This is a genomic window from Bacillus sp. FSL W8-0770 (genome assembly GCF_038008705.1).
In the GTDB taxonomy this organism is placed as follows: Bacteria; Bacillota; Bacilli; order Bacillales; family Bacillaceae_G; genus Bacillus_A; species Bacillus_A cereus.
The window spans coordinates 3,969,268-3,984,621 of record NZ_JBBOZR010000001.1 but is presented as its reverse complement, the minus strand read 5'-3'; the positions used below and the strand labels follow the sequence as shown (position 1 = coordinate 3,984,621).

The following is a 15,354-nucleotide window of genomic DNA, read 5'->3' as shown; positions in this document are numbered from 1 at the left end:
TTTTTTATAAGGCAATAAAATAGATATAGATAGGGAGAAGGGGAATGGAAAATAAAATTTCAACTTGGCTAGGAATAGTAGCAGCTATGGGAGTTCTTGCTATTGCAGTTACATTTGGAATGTTAGAACTTGCAGATAATCCCGTAGATAAAGAAGTGAGTGCTCAAATAGATAAAAAAGAAGACCAAACAATAGTAGGTAGAGAGGTAGATGGGGTCTTTGTTGATGTGTATGTTACTGAAAATTCTACTGAAAGCGAAGTCATTACAGCGATGCATCGCATGACTCATCAAAAAGTGGTGGCAGAACGAAAATCGGGCTCTATCCCAATGATTCAAAGTAATACTAAAAAATTAAAAGAAATTATAAATAAGAGTAGCTTTGCGAAGAAAAATGAACTTTTAGCAATTGCTGATAGATGGGCGAAAAAAGATTTTAGTAAAATTGTAGAAGATCACAATTATTTCTCAGATGCTCAAGAAGATAGCGTTTGTAAAGCAACTAGAGCAATGGATGCGTTAGAAGAGCAACATTATATTTTAACTACATTCGGGTAGGAAAAAGCGAAAGAACTATACGAATCAGGGGATGCTCCGCACGTTCAATAAAAAACAATATAAAGGGCTTCTAGTTTTTTATGATCGTGTTTTTAGGACGCAATGGGGACTTATAAATAAATGGTCTGCTTTCTTTATGACGTGTAACAAAAAAGAAAAGATGTGATTCATTATTAAATGATGAAGGAACGGCTAAATCACATCGTAGTACATCTGTTAAAGGATTTTAGTAGGAAAAGCATCCGTGATATAATAGAAAATAATAAAAAGTCCTGCAAAAAACAGGACTGTATTATTCTTCGTCTTTATTTTGTTTTTCTAATTCAACTAGTTTTTGAATTAAAATGTGCTGCGGCATATGCATGAGTTGTTCAAGTGGAACACCTAGTGCTTTTGATAAGCGGACTGCAGTATCTGGAGAGATTTGTAATGGTCTCATAGAAGTACCTCCTTTTTCGTATAGTATAGCATAAGATTGGGGGAGTGAGGATGACTCTTATATTTGCACATCGTGGTGCGGCTGGAACGTACCCAGAAAATACAATGATTTCATTTGAAGCAGCTGAGTCTTTTAGAGCGGATGGAATTGAACTTGATGTTCAATTAACGAAAGATGGAAAAGTTGTCGTCATTCACGATGAAACGGTGGACCGGACAACAAATGGAAAAGGTGCGGTTCGGAATTATGTATATGAGGACTTATGCAAGTTAGATGCAAGTTATAAATTTGGTGATAAAGTAGGTTTTTGTAAAATACCACTTTTAGAAGAGGTATTAGAATGGCTTGAACAAACGAGTTTGCTACTTAATATTGAACTTAAAAATAATAAAATTCCATACAGAGGTTTAGAGGAAGAAGTTATAACGCTTGTACGGAAATTTAGTCTAGAGGATCGTGTTATATTTTCTTCGTTTAATCACTACAGTATGAAACGGTGCCATATGATGGCTCCTGATATTCAAACAGCAATTTTATATCGCGAAGGTTTGCATAGTCCGTGGGCATACGCAAAAAAAATGGGGGCTACAGCAGTACATCCGAATTATCGTTATCTTCAAGATGCTATTGCCGAACTAACGATGGAAAGTGGTGTAGAAGTTCGCCCTTATACAATTAATGAAGAAACGCTTATGCGTAAATATTTTGATATGAATATATCGGCGATTATTACTGATTACCCTGAAACGGCAAGAACGTTATTGCCAATAAAAAAATGAGACCGCGTGTAACGGTCTCATTTTTTTATTTATAAATAGTGGGGCATTCCTATCTTCTAAAGCGAGCTTGTACTTTATTTCGTTTGCGATCTCGGTGCAAGACGAAGCCACCAAAGATATAAAACCCGAGCGCGAAGCAGAGAGCGCCGATTAAAAATTGTAACCACAGTATGGAAATTTGTGGAAATAGAATCCCGAATACAGTATCTCTCATTAACTTTATACCAAACACAGCTAATGAAATAGGGATGAGTGCTAATAGTAGAGCAACGTAACGCTGCATACATAACGCTCCTTTTCAGATTATTTCGTATATTTTAATGATGTTATACGGAAAGGGGGTTTGTCAAGAGGGTGCTGAACGAGTAAGATAAGGGTGTGAAAAAATTTGCAGAGTTACTTCGAGAGGAAGTGTAATATATGAAACAAAAAGTATTAATTGTTGGTGCAGGTGAAGGCGGGAGCGCGCTGCTGAATCTGTTACAAAGTTCGAATATATTTCAAATTATAGGGATTATTGATATAAATCCGTTGGCAAAAGGACTACAAATTGCTAAGGAATACGGGATTGCAATTGGAGAAAGTGTAACTCCATTTCTTTCTATGCATATCGATGTAATATTTGATATGACAGGTGAAGATGATGTACATAAAGTTTTATTAGAAAAAAAGAAAAAAGACACTCTTCTTATACCAGGTGATATCGCAAAAATTGTTACAGGATTAGCGCATGAGAAGGAAGGGCTAATTGGGCGGTTAGAGGAACAGACGCAACAAGGAGAATTAATTTTAAATTCTACACATGACGGCATGATTGTAATTGATCGAGAGGGACAAGTTCGTCTTTTTAATAAAAGTGCAGAGCGTATTATCGGATATAAAAAAGAAGAGGCGATAGGAAAGTATATTTTAGAAGTCATTCCAACTAGTAAATTACTTCGCATTATACGTACGAAACAAATAGAAGTAAATTATGAACTGACATTAGAGAATGGAAAGAAAATTATTACAACGCGTATTCCAATATTAAAAGAAGGAGGAGAGGTACAAGGGGCATTTGCAATTTTTAAAGATATAACAGAAGTTGTAGATCTTGCGGAAGAAGTTACAGACTTAAAAGAAATTCAAACACTATTAGAGGCAATTATTAACTCATCTGAAGAAGCGATTTCGGTTGTGGATGAAAAAGGAAGAGGTTTAGTCATTAACCCAGCATATACGAAATTAACGGGTTTAACAGAAGAAGATATTATTGGGAAGCCTGCTACAACTGATATTGTAGAAGGCGAAAGTATGCATATGAAAGTACTTCGAACGCGTCGTGCGGTGCGCGGAATACATATGAAGATTGGGCAAAAAAAGCGAGATGTAATTGTAAACGTAGCACCAGTTATTGTGGATGGAATATTGAAAGGAAGCGTCGGTGTTATCCGTGACGTGTCGGAAATTCAAAAATTAACAAATGAATTGAATAGAGCAAGGCAAATTATTCGTACATTAGAAGCGAAATATTCATTTGATGATATTGTCGGAAATTCAGATGAAACAACGGCAGCTATCGAACAGGCGAAGCTAGGAGCGAATACACCAGCAACAGTACTGTTACGCGGGGAATCTGGGACTGGTAAAGAATTGTTTGCACATGCAATCCATAATGGAAGTAATCGAAAATACAATAAGTTCGTCCGTGTAAACTGTGCGGCCATTTCGGAGACGTTGTTAGAAAGTGAATTATTTGGTTATGAGGAAGGGGCGTTTTCTGGAGCGAAAAGAGGCGGGAAACGTGGGTTCTTTGAGGAAGCGAATAACGGTAGTATTTTTTTAGATGAAATAGGGGAGTTGTCTGCAAATACACAAGCGAAACTCCTTCGTGTATTGCAGGAAAAAGAAATTGTAAAAGTTGGTGGAACGAAAGCGATACCTATTAATGTTCGAGTAATTGCAGCGACACATGTGAATTTAGAAAAGGCTATTCTAGAAGGGAAGTTTAGGGAGGATTTATATTATCGATTAAATAAAATTCCAATTCAAATTCCATCTCTTCGTCAACGTAAAGGAGATATACCGACAATTGCGGACAGATTGATTCAAAAAATTAATCAAGATTACGGTCGTAATGTAGAAGGGCTCACTGATTCAGCCGTTTTATATTTACAATCATACGAATGGCCAGGAAATGTGAGGGAACTTGAAAATATTTTGGGGAGAGCTATTATCTTTATGAATTATAACGAGACCTATATTGATGTACACCATTTACCGCCATTACATAACGAAGAGCAGGTGGAGTCAAAGCAATCTCATTTATTACCTGAATTAGAAGAAAAGCCACTTGAACATTTAGTGACAGAGTTTGAAGGGAATATTATTTATGAATATTTGGAGAGATTTGATGGGAATAAAACACAAACTGCAAAAGCGTTAGGAATTTCCGTTCGAAATTTATATTACAAGCTAGAAAAGTATGACCATGCAAAAAATAGCATGCAATAAATTGCGTACCGTGCAATTTATTGCATGGTATACAAAAAGCGACAAAATAAGACAGAATCTTTCGTTATTTTCCAAAGTATTGATTTTACTGCATTTTGAATGCGTTTTCATTATTGGTAAGACCACTTTTAAAAGTTGGCACGGTATTTGCTTTATAAATAGACGAGGGACGACGGAAAGGGTTGATTACAAAATATGAAGTTAGAATACTTAATTGATCAAGCAGCAGGAAAGCCTAAAAAAACTGTGGCTGTAGCAGTAGCTGAAGATCATGAAGTAATTGAAGCTGTAGCGAAAGCAATTAAATTACAGCTAGCTCAATTTCGTCTATATGGAAATCAAGAAAAAATAATGGGGATGCTACAAGAACATGGTTTACAAACTTCAGAACATGTTGAAGTGATTGCAGCAATGTCTAGTGCTGAAGCTGCAGAACTTTCTGTTAAAGCTGTGAGAAATGGTGAAGCAGATGTGCTTATGAAGGGGAACATCCCAACAGCGAATATTTTGAAGGCTGTGTTAAACAAAGAGTGGGGCCTACGTAAAGGTAGCGTACTTTCACATGTAGCAGCATTTGAAGTTCAAAATTACGACCGTCTTATTTTCGTTACAGATGCAGCGATGAACATCGCACCTGACGTAACACAAAAAGCTGCTATTATACAAAATACTGTAGAAGTTGCCCAGGCAATAGGAATCGACTTGCCCAAAGTGGCACCAATCGCAGCAGTAGAAGTTGTGAATCCAGCGATGCAGGCGACAATTGATGCAGCGATGTTAACACAAATGAATCGCCGCGGACAAATTAAAGATTGTATCGTTGATGGACCACTTGCTTTAGATAATGCAGTATCACAAATTGCAGCAGAGCATAAAGGCATAGTAAGTGATGTAGCAGGTAAGGCAGATATTTTACTCGTCCCAACGATTGAAGCTGGAAATGTGCTATATAAATCACTCGTATACTTTGCGGATGCAAAAGTAGGAGCAATGATTGCTGGCGCAAAAGCACCGATTGTTTTAACATCTCGTGCTGATTCAGCAGAAACAAAAGTATATTCATTAGCATTGGCAGTTGCGACTGCTTCAAAATAAACCAAAAAGGGTAAAACATTAGGGGGAAACGACAATGACATTAGAAATCTTCGAATACTTAGAAAAATATGATTATGAGCAAGTAGTATTTTGTCAAGATAAAGAATCTGGTTTAAAAGCAATTATTGCAATTCATGATACAACACTTGGACCGGCTCTTGGTGGAACAAGAATGTGGACATATGATTCTGAAGAAGCGGCGATTGAAGATGCATTGCGTCTTGCAAAAGGGATGACATACAAAAACGCAGCAGCTGGTTTAAACTTAGGTGGTGCGAAAACAGTAATTATCGGTGATCCTCGTAAAGATAAGAGCGAAGCAATGTTCCGTGCACTAGGACGTTATATCCAAGGACTAAACGGACGTTACATTACAGCTGAAGATGTTGGTACAACAGTAGATGATATGGATATTATCCATGAAGAAACTGACTTTGTAACAGGTATCTCACCATCATTCGGTTCTTCTGGTAACCCATCTCCAGTAACTGCATACGGTGTTTACCGTGGTATGAAAGCAGCTGCAAAAGAAGCTTTCGGTACTGACAATTTAGAAGGAAAAGTAATTGCTGTTCAAGGCGTTGGTAACGTAGCATATCACCTATGCAAACATTTACACGCTGAAGGAGCAAAATTAATCGTTACAGATATTAATAAAGAAGCTGTACAACGTGCTGTAGAAGAATTCGGTGCATCAGCAGTTGAACCAAATGAAATTTACGGTGTTGAATGCGATATTTACGCACCATGTGCATTAGGCGCAACAGTTAATGATGAAACTATTCCACAACTTAAAGCAAAAGTAATCGCAGGTTCTGCAAATAACCAATTAAAAGAAAATCGTCACGGTGACATCATTCATGAAATGGGTATTGTATACGCACCAGATTATGTAATTAATGCAGGTGGCGTAATTAACGTAGCAGACGAATTATATGGATACAATAGAGAACGTGCACTAAAACGTGTTGAGTCTATTTATGACACAATTGCAAAAGTAATCGAAATTTCAAAACGCGATGGCATAGCAACTTATGTAGCGGCAGATCGTCTAGCTGAAGAGCGCATTGCAAGCTTGAAAAATTCTCGTAGTACTTACTTACGCAACGGTCACGATATTATTAGCCGTCGCTAATCATTCATATATAACTTTTACAAAAGGCGTGGTTACCTCTTATGAGGTTTCCACTTCCTTTTGAATTTATTAGTGGAGGTAGCAACATTGTCTGTAAATCGAATTCTTGTTATTAACCCAGGTAGTACATCCACAAAAATTGGTGTTTTTGATAATGAAAGACCCGTTTTAGAAGAAACGATTCGTCATGACGTAGAACAGATTGGGAAATACAAGCGAATTATCGACCAATATGAGTTTCGAAAAGAAACGATTTTAGAAGTTCTACATTCTCATGGTATTAACATTTCAAAATTAAACGCTGTTTGTGGACGTGGTGGATTACTTCGTCCAATCGAAGGCGGTACGTATACAGTAAACGATGCGATGTTAGAAGATTTAAAAAATGGGTTTAGCGGTCATCACGCTTCAAACCTTGGAGGCATTTTAGCATATGAAATTGCTTCTGGATTAAACATTCCTGCATTTATTGTGGATCCTGTCGTTGTAGATGAGATGGAGCCAGTTGCTCGTATAAGTGGTATTGCTGGTATGGAACGTAAAAGTATCTTCCATGCATTAAATCAAAAAGCAGTTGCTCGTAAAGTAGCCGAACAGTTAAACCACAAATATGAGGATTTACATTTATTAGTTACACATATGGGCGGTGGTATTACAGTTGGTGCTCATAAAAAAGGAAGAGTAATCGATGTGAATAACGGTTTAAACGGAGAAGGACCATTTAGTCCAGAGCGTGCTGGTACAGTACCAGTAGGGCAACTAGTAGAAATGTGTTTCTCTGGTGAGTATTACCGAGATGAAATGATTAAAAAGCTTGTCGGACAAGGTGGACTTGTAAGTTTAATCGGTACAAATGATGCGATTAAAGTAGAGAAAATGGTTGAAAAAGGTGATCCTGAAGCAACTCTTATTTATAAAGCAATGGCATATCAAGTTGCAAAAGAGATTGGCGGAGCTAGCGCTGTACTTCACGGGAAAATCGATGCAATCGTATTAACTGGTGGACTGGCATACAGTAAAATTCTTGTCGATGAAATAAAAGAGCGAGTGGACTGGATTGCAGATGTTATCGTACATCCAGGCGAAGATGAGTTAGAAGCGTTAGCAGAAGGAGCACTTCGTGTATTACGTGAAGAAGAAGCTCCAAAAGAATACGTTGTACGTGAAAAAGAAACGGTAGCTAGGGGTTGAGATAATGGCAAAAGAATATGATTTAGTCATCGTTGGCGGCGGTACTGGTGGATATGTTGCTGCAATTCGTGCATCACAACTAGGGTTAAAAACTGCACTAGTCGAAAAAGAAAATCTTGGTGGTACTTGTTTACACAAAGGATGTATCCCTAGTAAAGCTCTTTTACGTAGTGCGGAAGTATATGCAACTGCTAAAAAAAGCGAAGAGTTCGGAGTTATTGCAAGCAATGTAGAACTAAACTTTGCGAAAGTACAAGAGCGTAAAGAGAAGATTGTAACGCAGCTTCATAAAGGCGTTCAACACTTAATGAAACAAGGTAAAATTGATGTGTTTGAAGGTATTGGCCGTATTCTTGGCCCATCTATTTTCTCTCCGATGCCAGGGACAATTTCAGTTGAACTTGCAAGTGGAGAAGAGAATGAAATGTTAATTCCAAAAAATGTACTTATTGCAACAGGTTCTCGTCCAAATTCATTACCAGGTTTAGAATTAGACGGAGAGTACGTAATGTCTTCAGATCATGCTCTAAAAATGGAAACGCTTCCTAGTTCGATTATTATCGTTGGTGGCGGTGTAATCGGTATTGAGTGGGCATCTATGCTTGCTGACTTCGGTGTAGAAGTTACAGTATTAGAGTATGCAAAAACAATATTACCACTAGAAGATCAAGACGTTTCAAAAGAAATGCAACGTCTATTCAAGAAAAAAGGTATTAAAGTGGTAACTGGTGCAAAAGTATTACCAGAAACATTGGTAAAAGATAATGGAGTAACAATCCAAGCTGAACACAACGGTGAAAATAAAGAATTTAAAGCAGAAAAAATGCTTGTATCTGTAGGAAGACAAGCGAATACGCAAAATATTGGCTTAGAGAACACAGATATCGTTGTGGAAAAAGGATACATTCAAACAAATGAGTTTTATCAAACGAAAGAATCGCATATTTACGCAATTGGAGATGTAATCGGTGGCCTGCAACTTGCTCACGTTGCTTCTCATGAAGGAATTGCTGCAGTAGAACATATTGCAGGGAAAGAAGTTACACCAATTGATTACTCTATGGTATCAAAATGCGTATATAGCAGTCCAGAAGTTGCTTCTGTCGGTTTAACAGAACAAGAAGCGAAAGAAAAAGGCTATAAGTTAAAAGTAGGTAAGTTCTCATTCCGCGCAATCGGAAAAGCACTTGTATACGGAGAATCAGATGGTTTCGTAAAACTTGTAGTTGATGAAGAGACAAATGACATTCTTGGTGTTCATATGATTGGACCACATGTAACAGATATGATTTCTGAAGCGGGTCTTGCAAGAGTACTTGATGCAACACCTTGGGAAGTAGCACATACAATTCATCCGCATCCATCATTATCTGAGGCGATTGGTGAAGCAGCACTTGCTGTAGATGGAAGAGCGTTACACGCATAAAAATGTGGATTTAGGAGGTTATGAAAAATGGCAGAAGTAAAAGAAAAGCGCCATGAAGAGCTTGGCTTAAGTGATGAGCAAGTATTAGAAATGTTCCGTACGATGTTACTTGCACGTAAAATTGACGAACGTATGTGGTTATTAAACCGCGCTGGTAAAATTCCATTCGTAATTTCTTGTCAAGGACAAGAGGCTGCACAAGTTGGAGCGGCGTTCGCTCTTGATAGAGAGAAAGATTATGCATTACCATACTACCGTGATATGGGTGTTGTACTAGCATTTGGTATGACAGCTAAAGAGCTTATGTTGTCTGCTTTTGCGAAAGCTGGAGATCCAAACTCTGGTGGTCGTCAAATGCCTGGTCACTTCGGTCAAAAGAAAAATCGTATTGTTACAGGTTCATCTCCAGTAACAACACAAGTACCACATGCAGTTGGTATTGCACTAGCTGGAAAAATGGAGAAGAAAGATTTAGTAACGTTCGTTACATTTGGAGAAGGTTCTTCAAACCAAGGTGACTTCCATGAAGGGGCAAACTTTGCTGGTGTACACAAACTACCTGTTATTTTTATGTGTGAAAATAACAAATATGCAATCTCTATTCCAGTTGAAAAACAATTAGCATGTAAAAACGTATCAGATCGTGCGATTGGTTACGGTATGCCTGGATATACAATAGACGGAAACGATCCACTTGCAGTATATAAAGCTGTAAAAGAAGCAGCAGATCGCGGTCGTCGTGGTGAAGGACCAACTTTAATTGAAACAGTATCATATCGTTTAACAGCACATTCTAGTGACGATGATGATCGTGTTTATCGTGATAAAGAAGAAGTAGAAGAAGCAAAGAAAAAAGATTCAATTATAACATTCGCAGCTTATTTAAAAGAAGCTGGTGTGTTAACTGAGGAATCCGAAAAACAAATGTTAGACGAAATTATGCATATCGTAAATGAAGCAACAGAATATGCAGAAAATGCTCCGTATGCAGCACCTGAAGATGCATTGAAGCACGTATACGCAGAATAGGGGGGAACGTTTCATGGCTGTAATGTCTTATATTGATGCTATTACATTAGCAATGCGCGAAGAAATGGAACGCGATGAGAAAGTATTCGTTTTAGGAGAAGATGTTGGTAAAAAAGGTGGCGTGTTTAAAGCGACACACGGTTTGTATGATCAATTTGGTGAAGATCGTGCGCTTGATGCACCGCTTGCAGAATCTGCAATTGCTGGGGTAGCAATTGGTGCAGCAATGTATGGTATGCGTCCAATCGCTGAAATGCAGTTTGCTGATTTCATCATGCCAGCAGTAAACCAAATTGTTTCTGAGGCAGCAAAAATTCGTTATCGTTCTAATAATGATTGGACTTGTCCAGTTACAATCCGTGCACCATTTGGCGGGGGTGTTCACGGTGCATTGTATCATTCACAATCTGTAGAAGCGATGTTTGCAAACCAACCAGGTTTAAAAATCGTTATCCCTTCTACACCATATGATGCAAAAGGCTTATTAAAAGCAGCCATTCGTGATGAAGATCCAGTATTATTCTTCGAACATAAACGTGCATATCGTTTAATTAAAGGTGAAGTACCAGAGGATGACTACGTATTACCAATCGGAAAAGCAGATGTAAAACGTGAAGGTGATGATATTACAGTTATCACGTACGGATTATGTGTTCATTTTGCTCTTCAAGCGGCTGAAAAGTTAGCACAAGATGGCATCTCTGCACACATTCTTGATTTACGTACTGTATATCCATTAGATAAAGAAGCAATCATTGAAGCAGCTTCTAAAACAGGTAAAGTTCTTCTTGTAACAGAAGACAATAAAGAAGGAAGCATTATGAGTGAAGTGGCAGCAATTATCGCTGAAAACTGTCTATTTGATTTAGATGCGCCAATCGCACGTCTTGCAGGTCCAGACGTTCCAGCAATGCCATATGCACCAACAATGGAAAAATTCTTTATGGTAAATCCAGATAAAGTTGAAAAAGCAATGCGTGAACTTGCGGAATTTTAATCGGGGGGACTATACATGGCTGTAGAAAATATTACAATGCCTCAGCTCGGGGAGAGCGTTACAGAGGGCACAATTAGTAAATGGCTCGTTAATGTTGGCGATCACGTAAATAAGTATGATCCGCTTGCAGAAGTAATGACTGATAAAGTAAATGCTGAAGTACCATCTTCTTTCACGGGTGTTGTGAAAGAGTTAATCGCTGGTGAAGGTGATACGTTAGCTGTAGGTGAAGTAGTTTGTGTTATTCAAGTAGAAGGCGCAGATGAAGTAGCAGCAACAGCTGTTGAGGAAAAAACAAAAGAAGAATCAAAGGCAGAAGTAGCTACGTCTGAAAAAGCACCGAAAGTAAAACAACCAACTGATGGAAAACCACGTTTTTCACCAGCTGTGTTAAAGCTTGCAGGTGAGCATAACGTTGATTTAGATCTAGTAGAAGGTACGGGAGCAAACGGCCGTATCACTCGTAAAGATATTTTAAAGCTAGTGGAATCTGGAAATATCCCACAAGCAGGTGCGGCGAAGAAAGAGGAAGCTGTAGCGGCAGTAGTAGAAGCTCGCCCAGAAGCACCAAAAGCAGCACCAGTAGCGCAAAAAGTAGAAGCTGCGAAACCAGTTTCTGTACCTACAATGCCTGGAGATATCGAAATTCCAGTAACAGGTGTGCGTAAAGCAATCGCAGCAAACATGTTACGTAGTAAACACGAAGCACCACATGCTTGGATGATGATTGAAGTAGATGTGACAAACCTTGTGTCATACCGTAACTCAATTAAAGGTGACTTTAAGAAGCGTGAAGGCTTTAACTTAACGTTCTTTGCTTTCTTCGTAAAAGCAGTAGCACAAGCGTTAAAAGAGTATCCTCAAATTAATTCAATGTGGGCTGGCGATAAAATTGTTCAGAAGAAAGATATTAACCTTTCTATCGCTGTTGCAACAGAGGAAGAACTATTTGTACCAGTAATTAAGCAAGCGGACGAGAAAACAATTAAAGGTATCGCTCGTGAAATTACAGAACTTGCAGGAAAAGTACGTACGAAATCGTTAAAAGCAGACGAAATGCAAGGTGGAACATTTACAATTAATAACACAGGATCATTCGGTTCTGTTCAATCTATGGGTATTATTAATTACCCACAAGCGGCTATTTTACAAGTTGAATCAATTGTAAAACGCCCAGTAATTATGGATAACGGTATGTTCGGTGCTCGTGATATGGTTAACTTATGTTTATCACTTGATCACCGAGTACTTGATGGTTTAATTTGTGGTAAGTTCTTAGGACGTGTTAAAGAAATTTTAGAAAACATGTCAGAAAATAATACATCTGTATATTAATAAAAAGCTCGCTTATGCGAGCTTTTTATTATCTTATTTCTTCATCTACATCCTACTATATGTATAAATATCTTTCCCAGTAATCTTACAATAAACGATTATGTATTAGGAATTTACGAAAATACATTGCTGATATATGGTATATGGATATAAAATAAGAAAAGAATAATTTTTTTGGCAAATCTTACTGATGAAACTGTAGTATAATATATTGTATTGTATGAAAAAGAGAGTTATTCTATATAAGTGTTTTATAGATAATGTGTAATCAGTCGTCAAAACATGAAGAATGTTGACTCCTGGTTTTTTATTTTTGCCGTAACAATGTTTCAGGAGGATGTCATGAAAAGAAGTACCGAGTTTCTAAAAAGTTTAGATGTAAAATTAATTTTAATTTTGTGTGCACTATGTGTGACGAGTATAGCTGCTATATATAGCAGTCAGCAAACGGGACAGTATGGAGCTGCAAACTTTGCTATGAAACAAGGTGTTAACTACATAATTGGGGTTGTATTGTTACTTCTTGTTGCAAGCATCGACTTAGATCAATTGCAAAAATTATCTTGGCCGCTTTATATTGCTGGATTTGCTTCACTTATTCTTTTGAAAGTATTACCACCATCAGGTTTTACACCTGAAAAATTAGGTGCAAAAAGATGGTTTGTTTTCCCAGTATTTGGGCAAATTCAGCCGTCTGAGTTTTTCAAAATTGCATTGCTACTTGTAGTAGCGAGTATAGCAGTGAAACATAATGCGCAGTATATGGCAAGGACATTCCAAACAGATTTAAAGCTAGTAGGTAAAATTATGCTAGTGTCACTTCCACCTATGGCGGTTGTATATAGTCAACCTGATACAGGTATGGTGTTCTTATACGCTGCTGCTATTGCATGTATTTTATTTATGTCAGGTATTCAAAAGAAATTGATAGCATTATGTACCGTTATTCCGTTGACCATATTATCTGCTTTAATATTTATTTTCTTTAAGTATCAAGACTTTTTCTATAATAATTTAGTTACTTTACTAAAGCCTCACCAACAGTCGCGTATTGTAGGTTGGTTAAATCCATTTGAAAATGCAGATCAAGGTTATCAAACACAACAATCGATTTTAGCTGTAGGTAGTGGAGGAATGGAAGGTAAAGGGTTTGGGGGAGGAAGCGTCTATATCCCAGAGAAGCATACTGACTTTATTTTCGCTACAATTGCCGAAGAAGGTGGATTTATCGTAGCAGCCTTAGTTGTCTTCTTGTTCCTATTACTACTATATCGAACAATTATTATTGGTTATTCCGCTGATAATTTATTTGGTACATTATTATGCGCTGGATCAATCGGTATATTAACAGTTCAAATATTCCAAAACATCGGTATGATCGTTGGATTAATGCCTGTAAAAGGTATTGCATTACCTTTCTTATCGTATGGGGGAAGTTCCTTATTCTCAAATATGATTATGATGGGGCTCATATTATCGGTACGGAAAACGTATAAAAAATATATGTTTTCAGTTAAGTAAAAAAAGCTGGTTCGTTTTTAAACGAACCAGCTTTTTTACATATATGCTCATAAACGTTGCAAACTAAACAGGATAGCAGTGTGAGACGGGTAAGGAGTGCAAAGTGATGCATATGCATATTTTTGAAGGAGCACGACATCTTTCTAATAGTGAATGGGTTATTCGGGCTATTATAGCATACATATTTTTAATATTAGTTGCGAAAGCGATGGGGCAAAGGTCTATCGCACAACTTCGTTTTTTAGATGTTGTATTAGTGTTATTGCTTGGTGGGAATATTTCTAACGCATTGTCTGATGAAAAAGTAGGGTTACTGGGATCGATGATTACAACGTTCATACTTGTTGTACTTCATATTATAAGCTCAGTTTTAATGCTGAAATGGGATAGATGGAGACGTTTTTTAGAGCCAGCACCTATTATTCTTATACATAATGGTTCCATTGATTTTAGCAATTTGAAAAAGGCGAGAATTACCTTGGAATATTTGTTTTCGGAACTTCGTATGCGAAATGTGAGCGATATTCAAACGATTAAATTAGCGTTATGGGAAGCAAACGGTGTCGTTTCTATATTTCGGTATCCAGAATATGAAGCAGTTTCGCGGCTTGATCTTAAAGTGGCGGGAAAAAAATCTCCAGTTTCTTTTGTATTAGTAAAGGATGGGAGGATACAGAAAGATGTTCTTGCATTATTAGGAAAAACAGAAGCGTGGGCGAGAGAATTTCTAGAGGAGAGTACAGAAGTCGAATCTATTATGTTAGCTACAGTAGATGAATCACATAAAATAAATATTTTGTTAAAAAAATGAAAAATATACGCATTTTGTCGTTTCGTACATATGATACAATAGTGTGGACAACGAAAAAGGAGGCGATACGGTGGGATATGTAGAAGAATTACGAAAAATAGTTGGTCATCGCCCTTTAATTTTAGTTGGTGCTGTTGTACTCGTTATAAATGAAAATGGATATGTTTTATTGCAGCAGCGGACAGAGCCGTACGGAAAATGGGGGCTACCTGGCGGGCTAATGGAGCTTAGTGAATCACCAGAAGAAACAGCTTATCGTGAAGTATATGAAGAGACAGGAATAAAAGTGAAGAACTTGCGACTAATCAATGTATTTTCTGGAGCGAACTACTTTACAAAATTAGAAAACGGTGATGAATTTCAATCTGTAACAACCGCCTATTATACGGATGAATACGAAGGGGATTTTGTTATGAATAAAGAAGAAGCAGTTCAGCTTAAATTCTTTTCAGTAACAGAACTACCTGACTATATTGTAGGATCGCATAAAAAAATGATTGCTGAATATATGAAGATTATGGAAAAAAAGATATAATAATAGTGAAA

At 37.4% G+C, this 15,354-nt stretch carries 15 protein-coding genes; 13 read left to right on the top strand and 2 right to left on the bottom strand.

The genetic code is table 11. The features are described 5' to 3' along the window. Positions 1 to 44 precede the first annotated feature (44 nt). Entirely contained in the window at positions 45 to 557 is a 513-nt protein-coding gene (locus NST27_RS20415) for a PRK06770 family protein (RefSeq protein ID WP_052133340.1), read from the top strand. Positions 558 to 849: 292 nt separating this feature from the next. Here NST27_RS20415 and NST27_RS20410 read toward each other — a convergent pair whose 3' ends face one another. Continuing rightward, positions 850 to 996, bottom strand: a complete 147-nt coding sequence (locus NST27_RS20410; RefSeq protein WP_001247671.1) for a YycC family protein — start codon at positions 994 to 996, stop codon at positions 850 to 852. Positions 997 to 1,046: 50 nt separating this feature from the next. Here NST27_RS20410 and NST27_RS20405 point away from each other — a divergent pair, with 50 nt between their 5' ends. Next, a complete protein-coding gene (locus NST27_RS20405) occupies positions 1,047 to 1,775 on the top strand; it encodes a glycerophosphodiester phosphodiesterase (RefSeq protein ID WP_000172580.1) in 729 nt (242 codons plus the stop codon). 49 nt (positions 1,776 to 1,824) lie between these two features. Here NST27_RS20405 and NST27_RS20400 read toward each other — a convergent pair whose 3' ends face one another. Next, positions 1,825 to 2,058, bottom strand: coding sequence for a DUF2627 domain-containing protein (locus NST27_RS20400; protein ID WP_061661820.1), 234 nt, complete (start codon positions 2,056 to 2,058; stop codon positions 1,825 to 1,827). A gap of 137 nt (positions 2,059 to 2,195) precedes the next feature. Here NST27_RS20400 and NST27_RS20395 point away from each other — a divergent pair, with 137 nt between their 5' ends. The 11 genes from NST27_RS20395 (at position 2,196) to NST27_RS20345 (ending at position 15,343) form a co-directional block, all read left to right on the top strand. Beyond that, a complete protein-coding gene (locus tag NST27_RS20395; RefSeq protein WP_000810974.1) occupies positions 2,196 to 4,268 on the top strand; it encodes a sigma-54 interaction domain-containing protein in 2,073 nt (690 codons plus the stop codon). A 195-nt stretch (positions 4,269 to 4,463) separates the two neighbouring features. Beyond that, positions 4,464 to 5,363, top strand: a complete 900-nt coding sequence (gene yqiS / locus NST27_RS20390) for a phosphate butyryltransferase (RefSeq protein WP_000764670.1) — start codon at positions 4,464 to 4,466, stop codon at positions 5,361 to 5,363. Positions 5,364 to 5,397: 34 nt separating this feature from the next. Beyond that, on the top strand, positions 5,398 to 6,498 hold the full coding sequence (locus NST27_RS20385) for a leucine dehydrogenase (RefSeq protein ID WP_000171357.1): 1,101 nt from the start codon (positions 5,398 to 5,400) through the stop codon (positions 6,496 to 6,498). Positions 6,499 to 6,585: 87 nt separating this feature from the next. Then, entirely contained in the window at positions 6,586 to 7,689 is a 1,104-nt protein-coding gene (gene buk, locus NST27_RS20380; RefSeq protein ID WP_047386789.1) for a butyrate kinase, read from the top strand. 4 nt (positions 7,690 to 7,693) lie between these two features. Then, positions 7,694 to 9,115, top strand: a complete 1,422-nt coding sequence (lpdA, locus tag NST27_RS20375) for a dihydrolipoyl dehydrogenase (protein ID WP_001051289.1) — start codon at positions 7,694 to 7,696, stop codon at positions 9,113 to 9,115. 27 nt (positions 9,116 to 9,142) lie between these two features. Then, entirely contained in the window at positions 9,143 to 10,144 is a 1,002-nt protein-coding gene (gene bfmBAA, locus NST27_RS20370) for a 3-methyl-2-oxobutanoate dehydrogenase subunit alpha (RefSeq protein ID WP_000852551.1), read from the top strand. Positions 10,145 to 10,157: 13 nt separating this feature from the next. Next, entirely contained in the window at positions 10,158 to 11,141 is a 984-nt protein-coding gene (bfmBAB, locus tag NST27_RS20365; protein ID WP_000290071.1) for a 3-methyl-2-oxobutanoate dehydrogenase subunit beta, read from the top strand. Positions 11,142 to 11,156: 15 nt separating this feature from the next. Further along, positions 11,157 to 12,476: a dihydrolipoamide acetyltransferase family protein gene (locus NST27_RS20360; protein ID WP_000257681.1), complete on the top strand. Its 1,320-nt coding sequence runs from the start codon at positions 11,157 to 11,159 to the stop codon at positions 12,474 to 12,476. Positions 12,477 to 12,818: 342 nt separating this feature from the next. Then, positions 12,819 to 13,997 (top strand): FtsW/RodA/SpoVE family cell cycle protein, encoded by a 1,179-nt coding sequence (locus NST27_RS20355; protein WP_000831181.1) that lies wholly within the window; start codon positions 12,819 to 12,821, stop codon positions 13,995 to 13,997. A 106-nt stretch (positions 13,998 to 14,103) separates the two neighbouring features. Beyond that, positions 14,104 to 14,808, top strand: a complete 705-nt coding sequence (locus NST27_RS20350; protein ID WP_047386786.1) for a DUF421 domain-containing protein — start codon at positions 14,104 to 14,106, stop codon at positions 14,806 to 14,808. 70 nt (positions 14,809 to 14,878) lie between these two features. Then, positions 14,879 to 15,343 carry an NUDIX hydrolase gene (locus NST27_RS20345; RefSeq protein WP_000542555.1) on the top strand — a complete coding sequence of 155 codons (465 nt, stop codon included), beginning with the start codon at positions 14,879 to 14,881 and terminating at the stop codon, positions 15,341 to 15,343. Positions 15,344 to 15,354 lie beyond the last annotated feature (11 nt).

What these genes read in the sequence shown, in the direction of transcription:
- NST27_RS20415 (WP_052133340.1), top strand. Translation starts at nt 45, where the DNA reads ATGGAAAATAAAATTTCAACTTGGCTAGGAATAGTAGCAGCTATGGGA.
- NST27_RS20410 (WP_001247671.1), bottom strand. Translation starts at nt 996, where the DNA reads ATGAGACCATTACAAATCTCTCCAGATACTGCAGTCCGCTTATCAAAA.
- NST27_RS20405 (WP_000172580.1), top strand. Translation starts at nt 1,047, where the DNA reads ATGACTCTTATATTTGCACATCGTGGTGCGGCTGGAACGTACCCAGAA.
- NST27_RS20400 (WP_061661820.1), bottom strand. Translation starts at nt 2,058, where the DNA reads ATGCAGCGTTACGTTGCTCTACTATTAGCACTCATCCCTATTTCATTA.
- NST27_RS20395 (WP_000810974.1), top strand. Translation starts at nt 2,196, where the DNA reads ATGAAACAAAAAGTATTAATTGTTGGTGCAGGTGAAGGCGGGAGCGCG.
- yqiS (WP_000764670.1), top strand. Translation starts at nt 4,464, where the DNA reads ATGAAGTTAGAATACTTAATTGATCAAGCAGCAGGAAAGCCTAAAAAA.
- NST27_RS20385 (WP_000171357.1), top strand. Translation starts at nt 5,398, where the DNA reads ATGACATTAGAAATCTTCGAATACTTAGAAAAATATGATTATGAGCAA.
- lpdA (WP_001051289.1), top strand. Translation starts at nt 7,694, where the DNA reads ATGGCAAAAGAATATGATTTAGTCATCGTTGGCGGCGGTACTGGTGGA.
- bfmBAA (WP_000852551.1), top strand. Translation starts at nt 9,143, where the DNA reads ATGGCAGAAGTAAAAGAAAAGCGCCATGAAGAGCTTGGCTTAAGTGAT.
- bfmBAB (WP_000290071.1), top strand. Translation starts at nt 10,158, where the DNA reads ATGGCTGTAATGTCTTATATTGATGCTATTACATTAGCAATGCGCGAA.
- NST27_RS20360 (WP_000257681.1), top strand. Translation starts at nt 11,157, where the DNA reads ATGGCTGTAGAAAATATTACAATGCCTCAGCTCGGGGAGAGCGTTACA.
- NST27_RS20355 (WP_000831181.1), top strand. Translation starts at nt 12,819, where the DNA reads ATGAAAAGAAGTACCGAGTTTCTAAAAAGTTTAGATGTAAAATTAATT.
- NST27_RS20350 (WP_047386786.1), top strand. Translation starts at nt 14,104, where the DNA reads ATGCATATGCATATTTTTGAAGGAGCACGACATCTTTCTAATAGTGAA.